This is a genomic window from Mycobacterium sp. NGS34 (genome assembly GCF_059812845.1).
Map to the genome: position 1 here is coordinate 1 of NZ_JCALDM010000050.1, position 1,836 is coordinate 1,836.

Annotated in this window: 2 protein-coding genes; both read left to right on the forward strand. The window is 63.1% G+C overall.

Translation table 11 applies throughout. From position 1 onward, the window contains the following. Positions 1–28: 28 nt before the first annotated feature. Positions 29–391: a helix-turn-helix domain-containing protein gene (locus AC5Y7V_RS31325; protein WP_071289709.1), complete on the forward strand. Its 363-nt coding sequence runs from the start codon at positions 29–31 to the stop codon at positions 389–391. Beyond that, positions 369–1,826, forward strand: coding sequence for a site-specific integrase (locus tag AC5Y7V_RS31330; RefSeq protein WP_071289708.1), 1,458 nt, complete (start codon positions 369–371; stop codon positions 1,824–1,826). Before AC5Y7V_RS31325 ends, AC5Y7V_RS31330 begins: the two co-directional genes overlap by 23 nt. Positions 1,827–1,836: the final 10 nt, after the last annotated feature.

A 1,836-nucleotide genomic window follows, 5' to 3' on the forward strand; every position in this document is an offset into this window, starting at 1 on the left:
CGCATCCGAATGGAGGAAGATCAGCCCGATGGCTGAACAGCGCCGCATCGGCTTCCACTGGCATCTGCGCCGGATGATGGCCGCCCACAACCTGTGGAAGTCCACCGAGCTGCGACCGCTGCTCAAATCGCGCGGAATCAACCTCTCCGACGCCCAGGTCTATCGCCTGGTTACCGGTGAACCCCAACGCATTCCGTCAAGGACGTTCGCTGCCCTGTGCGACATCTTCGACTGCACGCCCAACGACCTGTTCGAGCCGTACGTCGAGATGCAAGCCGCGAAAACTGCCAACGCACCACGGCCCAGTGACCTCGGCCTGAAACCGGGAAACCCCGTCGCCAAACGGATTCGGATCGTCCAGGACGACGATGGCCCGCCCGCGCAAACCTGACGACCCCGAGCGGTGGCCGGTGCCCTGCGACCGGTGCGGCGGGCACTACATGGTGGTCGCGAACTGGCCGGGCGAATCGGTCTGCGGGTATTGCTACCAGGCCGCCAAACGTGTCACCGGGATCTGCGCTTGCGGCCACCAGGGCGTTCTCCCCGGGATCATTGATGCTCGGCCCGCGTGCCGCCGATGCACCGGGATCACGCTCAACGTCGACTGCGTTGCCTGCGGGGACGAGGCCGAACTCTATAGCGGCGGCAAATGTCAACGCTGCGTCCTCGGCGAGACTGCTACTCGCTTCCTGACCAACCCCGACACCGGCGTGGTCGCCTCGCAGTTGCAGGTCATCATTGATGCGCTCACCGGAATGCAACGCCCCAATAGCGGCCTGACCTGGATCCGCCAACGCCATGTCGAACGCGTCCTGCGCGAACTTGCGTGCCATCCGACGCTCACCCATGAGCTTGTTGACCTGCTTCCGGCGGGCCGGACAACCAATTATGTTCGCGGCCTCCTCGTGGCTCATCAGTCGCTGCCGGCGCGCGACGAACGGTTAGCGCGGTTCCTGGGCTGGGCGGCGACCGCGCAACAGCGCATCCTGACGGACGAGCACCGCAAGGTGATTGCCCGTTTTATCCGCTGGGGCTTGGAAAGACGGCTCCGCTCGATGGACGCCGTCACCGACTCAGCATTTCTGCGCGCCAAGCAGACCACGACCGTGACGATCGAGTTCTGCAACTGGCTCACCACCGAACACGACACCTATGTCGAGAACGTCACCCAGGCGCACATTGACCTGTGGCAGTCCACCGGACCAACTACCCGGGAGCACATTCTGCGATTCGTCCGTTGGGCCATCAAAACCAAACTGATCCCCGCGGATCTCGAGGTGACCCCGCACCGGCGCGGTACCGCACCACGGCTACCGATCACCGAGCAGAACGCCGTTATCGAGCACGTCGTACATCAACAGACCCTGCATCCCCGTGACCGGTTCGCCGCGATCTTGATCATCGTTTTCGCTCAGCGCGTCGAGGATATCGCTGCCCTGACCTGGGAGCAGGTGACCATCACAGCGGACTCCGTGAGCGTCAACCTGGCTGGCATGCCCATCGATATCCCGCCGCCGCTCGATGAGCCCATCCGACTACTCGCGGCAGTCAACTACAACGGTCAAACTGCTGCACATCCCAACTCGCCCTGGGTATTTCGCGGGTATGGACCCGGAACTCACGTCACTCCGACGCACCTTCGTAACCATCTGCGACCTGTTCTCGCTGCCCTCGAAGCACGCCTTGGCACACTCAATGAACTCACCCAGACCACGCCAATCGCGATCCTGGCCGAAACACTCGGCTACAGCCCGCAGACACTCGAAGCCCACGCGAGAGCATCGGCATCAACATACGCCCGATACATTGCGACACGACTCGACTGACACCGGACAG

Bases quoted from the DNA above. Each gene is read 5' to 3' on its own strand.
- AC5Y7V_RS31325 (WP_071289709.1), top strand. From the start codon at position 29: ATGGCTGAACAGCGCCGCATCGGCTTCCACTGGCATCTGCGCCGGATG.
- AC5Y7V_RS31330 (WP_071289708.1), top strand. From the start codon at position 369: ATGGCCCGCCCGCGCAAACCTGACGACCCCGAGCGGTGGCCGGTGCCC.